Below are 4,435 nucleotides of genomic sequence, written 5' to 3'. Positions count from 1 at the left end.
GTGTTTTCCTCGTGTTTGTTTTGCGGGTCTTTATTGCGGTTTTGGTGCGGTGGGGGGGGGGGGGGTGGCGGGCCCCGCCCTGGGCCACGCAGGGCCAGGCAGGGCCAGGCACCCCTCACCATCCCGTCAGCAGAGCTGTGTCGAGCCGGGACCAGCCTCGACGGGTGGCACGCCGGCCGTCATCAGCGGCCGCCTCCGACCGGTCCGACGACTCGGCCGCGACCCGGCCTCACTTCAGGTGTCGGCGGAAGAACCGGGCCGCGACATCCGCCGCGAACTGCGGGACACCGGTGTGCCCGCCCATGTTGGCGTGCAGGGACTTCTCCCGGGAGCCGAAGGCGTCGAACAGGTCCAGGGCCGCCTGCCGGTCGTTCCCCTCGTCGTCCCACTGCAGCAGGACGTGCAAGGGGATGGAGACCCGCCTCGCCTCCTCGAACATGCTGCGCGGCACGTAGCTTCCGGCGAACAGTCCGGCGGCCCTGATGCGCGGCTCGACCACCGCCAGCCGGACGCCGATGGAGATCACTCCTCCCGAGTACCCGACCGGGCCGCCGATCCCGGGCAGTGACAGGAAGGCGTCCAGGGCGCCCTGCCACTCCGGGACCGCCTTGTCGACCAGCGGGAGGATGAGCGCGTCGACGACCTCGTCGCCGACCGGCTCGCCGGCCGCCTTCGCCCGGCGCAGGTCGGCCCGGGCCTGCTCGAGGACGGGCAAGCGGGGCCGGTCGCCGCTGCCGGGGAGTTCGATGGTGGCCGTGGCGAAGCCGTCCGCGGCGGACTGCCGGGCGCGGGCCACCGGTCGGGGGTACATCGTGCGCAGGCCGAGGGGAGGGTGGCCGAGGAGGATCAGCGGCACCGGTGCCGCTGCGGAGGCCGACGCCGGCGTCCACAGGATGCCGGGGATCTCACCCAGGGTGAATTCGCGTTCGAGGACGCTCACGGGTACTCGGCGGCGGCCGTCAGGAGGAGCCGAGGCGGCGGCCGACTTCCTCCAGGTAGTCGTCGCCGTAGGCGGCGGCGACGTCCGCCAGGTCGATCATCGGCGGGAGGTCGGCCGTGGACTGGCGCTCGGCGAGGAAGGCGGCGGTTTCGGCCACGATCCGCTCCTCGTCCGTACGGGACAGGCGCAGCTGGTCCACGGTGGCCTCGGTCGCCTGGAAGCGGGAGCGGACGGCCTCGCCGGCGGCCGGGAAGCTCACGAGGTACTCGTGGTCGCCCAGGGGTTCGATCTGAATGTCGGCGGTCATGGTGGTGTCGCTTTCTCCGTTCCGGGCACGCGGGCCGGCCCCTCGGCGCGGCGGCCCCCTCGGCGCGGCGGCCGCCCCCTTCGGCTCCCAGCGCCTAACCGGCTCCCCGGGGTCGAAACGCGCGGCGCGGCGGCTCCTCCCGGTGACCTGCCGCCGACCGGACCCGGCCGGAAGGACCGGTCAGGATTCGAGAAGCACCCCGGCCGGGGGCGCGCCTAGCGTTGCGGGCATGAACGACATCACCCTTCACTGGACCTTCCTTCCGCACACCGACCCCGAGGCCTCGCTCGCCTTCTACCGCGACCTGCTGGGCTTCGAGGTCCGCAACGACGTCGGCGGCGGCCCGATGCGGTGGATCACCGTCGGCCCCGCCGACCAGCCGGACGTCTCGCTGGTGCTGGAGCCGCCGGCCGCCGATCCGGGCGTCACCGAGGACGAGCGGCGTACCATCACGGAGATGATGGCCAAGGGGACGTACGCGCGGCTGGTGCTCGCCACCGCCGACCTGGACGGGGTCTTCGACCGGCTGAAGTCGGGCGGCGCCGAGCTCGTGCAGGAGCCGACCCAGCAGCCCTACGGCATCCGCGACTGCGCCTTCCGCGACCCCGCCGGCAACATGATCCGCTTCAACGAGGTCCGCTGAGCCTCCGCCCGCCCCGGGACCACCGTCCGGGGCGGGCCCCCTCATCCCCCTCGATCCACCTCCTCCAGCCCGCCCGACAGCCAGGGAGCGAAGACCACGATGGCCGAGCCGCACGTCGCCGACAGCCATGACCTGATCCGCGTGCACGGTGCCCGCGAGAACAACCTCAAGGACGTCAGCGTCGACATCCCCAAGCGCCGCCTGACCGTGTTCACGGGGGTCTCCGGCTCCGGCAAGAGCTCACTGGTCTTCGACACCATCGCCGCCGAGTCGCAGCGGCTGATCAACGAGACCTACAGCGCCTTCCTGCAGGGCTTCATGCCCACCCTCGCCCGCCCCGAGGTGGACGTCCTGGAGGGCCTGACCACCGCGATCATCGTCGACCAGCAGCGGATGGGCACCGACCCGCGCTCCACCGTCGGCACCGCGACCGACGCCAACGCGATGCTGCGCGTCCTGTTCAGCCGGCTCGCCGAGCCGCACATCGGCTCCCCCAAGGCCTACTCCTTCAACGTCCCCTCGGTCAGCGGCGCCGGCGCGATCAGCTTCGAGCGCGGCGGCCGGACGGTCAAGGAGCGCCGCAGCTTCAGCATCACCGGCGGCATGTGCCCGCGCTGCGAGGGCCGCGGCAGCGTCTCCGACATCGACCTCACCCAGCTGTACGACGACAGCAAGTCGCTCTCGGAGGGCGCGATCACGATCCCCGGCTGGAAGCCGGACAGCTGGTGGACGGTCGGCGTCTACGCCAACTCGGGCTTCCTCGACCCGGACAAGCCGATCCGCGACTACACCAGGAGGGAGTTGCAGGACTTCCTGTACCGGGAGCCGATCAAGGTCAAGGTCAACGGCGTCAACCTCACCTACGAGGGCCTCGTCCCCAAGCTGCAGAAGTCCATGCTGTCCAAGGACAAGGACGCCCTGCAGCCGCACATCCGGGCCTTCGTGGAGCGCGCCGTCACCTTCGCCGTCTGCCCGGACTGCGACGGCACCCGGCTGAGCGAGGCCGCCCGCTCGTCCAGGATCGGCGAGGTGAGCATCGCCGACGCCTGCGCCATGCAGATCAGCGACCTCGCCGACTGGGTGCGCGGCCTGGACGAGCCGTCGGTGGCGCCGCTGCTCACCGCGCTCGGACAGACCCTCGACTCCTTCGTCGAGATCGGCCTCGGCTACCTCTCCCTCGACCGCCCCTCCGGCACCCTCTCCGGCGGTGAGGCGCAGCGGGTCAAGATGATCCGCCACCTCGGCTCCTCGCTCACCGACACCACGTACGTCTTCGACGAGCCCACCACCGGTCTGCACCCGCACGACATCAGCCGGATGAACGGCCTGCTGTTGCGCCTGCGGGACAAGGGCAACACGGTGCTGGTGGTGGAGCACAAGCCGCAGACCATCGCGATCGCCGACCACGTGGTGGACCTCGGACCGGGGGCGGGTACGGCGGGCGGCGCGGTCTGCTTCGAGGGCAGCGTGGACGGCCTGCGCACCAGCGGCACCGTCACCGGCCGCCACCTGGCCGACCGGGCGGCGCTGCGCGAGACCGTGCGCAAGCCCGTCGGCACGCTGGCGATCCGCGGGGCGAACACCCACAACCTGCGGGACGTGGACGTGGACGTGCCGCTCGGCGTGCTGACCGTGGTCACCGGTGTCGCCGGTTCCGGCAAGAGCTCGCTGATCCACGGCTCGATCCCGGCCGAGGAGGGCGTCGTCCACGTCGACCAGGGCGCGATCAAGGGCTCGCGCCGCAGCAACCCGGCGACGTACACCGGGCTGCTGGACCCGATCCGCAAGGCCTTCGCCAAGGCCAACGGCGTGAAGCCGGCCCTGTTCAGCGCCAACTCGGAGGGCGCGTGCCCGACCTGCAACGGTGCGGGCGTGGTCTTCACGGACCTGGCGATGATGGCCGGGGTGGCCACCACCTGCGAGGACTGCGAGGGCAGGCGCTACCAGGCCTCGGTGCTGGAGTACCGGCTCGGCGGCCGGGACATCAGCGAGGTGCTCGCGATGCCGGTGGCGGAGGCGGCGGAGTTCTTCGGCGCCGGTGAGGCCGAGCTGCCGCCCGCGCACCGGATCCTGGAGCGGCTGGTGGACGTCGGCCTGGGCTACCTGACCCTGGGGCAGCCGCTGACCACGCTGTCCGGCGGCGAGCGGCAGCGGCTCAAGCTGGCCACCCACATGGGGGACAAGGGCGGGGTCTACGTCCTCGACGAGCCGACCACCGGTCTGCACCTGGCCGACGTCGAGCAGCTGCTCGGGCTGCTGGACCGGTTGGTGGACTCCGGCAAGTCGGTGATCGTGATCGAGCACCACCTGGCGGTCATGGCGCACGCGGACTGGATCATCGACCTCGGTCCGGGTGCCGGCCACGACGGCGGCCGGGTGGTCTTCGAGGGCACCCCGGCGGAGTTGGTCGCGGCCCGCTCGACGCTGACCGGCGAGCACCTGGCGGAGTACGTGGCCGGCTGACCGCCGCTCGGACGGCGCCCTCCGCGACGGCGCCCTCCGCGACGGCGCCCTCCGCGATGGCGCCCTCCGCTCCGGCGCTCCC

At 72.2% G+C, this 4,435-nt stretch carries 4 protein-coding genes; 2 read left to right on the top strand and 2 right to left on the bottom strand.

Annotation, left to right across the window (positions count from 1 at the left end):
- Nucleotides 1-229: 229 nt before the first annotated feature.
- Both ABT247_RS32055 and ABT247_RS32050 read right to left on the bottom strand, forming a co-directional pair.
- Nucleotides 230-940 carry a dienelactone hydrolase family protein gene (locus ABT247_RS32055; RefSeq protein WP_350749797.1) on the bottom strand — a complete coding sequence of 237 codons (711 nt, stop codon included), beginning with the start codon at nt 938-940 and terminating at the stop codon, nt 230-232.
- A 19-nt stretch (nt 941-959) separates the two neighbouring features.
- On the bottom strand, nt 960-1,247 hold the full coding sequence (locus tag ABT247_RS32050; RefSeq protein WP_350749794.1) for a hypothetical protein: 288 nt from the start codon (nt 1,245-1,247) through the stop codon (nt 960-962).
- Nucleotides 1,248-1,476: 229 nt separating this feature from the next.
- On the opposite strand from ABT247_RS32050, the gene ABT247_RS32045 reads away from it, so the two are divergent.
- Entirely contained in the window at nt 1,477-1,890 is a 414-nt protein-coding gene (locus ABT247_RS32045; protein ID WP_350749791.1) for a VOC family protein, read from the top strand.
- A 99-nt stretch (nt 1,891-1,989) separates the two neighbouring features.
- The gene (locus ABT247_RS32040) at nt 1,990-4,353 is read left to right on the top strand and encodes an ATP-binding cassette domain-containing protein (RefSeq protein WP_350749789.1); all 2,364 of its coding nucleotides are present in this window, start codon (nt 1,990-1,992) and stop codon (nt 4,351-4,353) included.
- Nucleotides 4,354-4,435: the final 82 nt, after the last annotated feature.

Origin of the sequence: Kitasatospora sp. NPDC001539, from assembly GCF_040298565.1 — a bacterium.
Classification (GTDB): Bacteria; Actinomycetota; Actinomycetes; order Streptomycetales; family Streptomycetaceae; genus Kitasatospora.
This window is presented reverse-complemented; position numbering and strand designations above follow the sequence as displayed.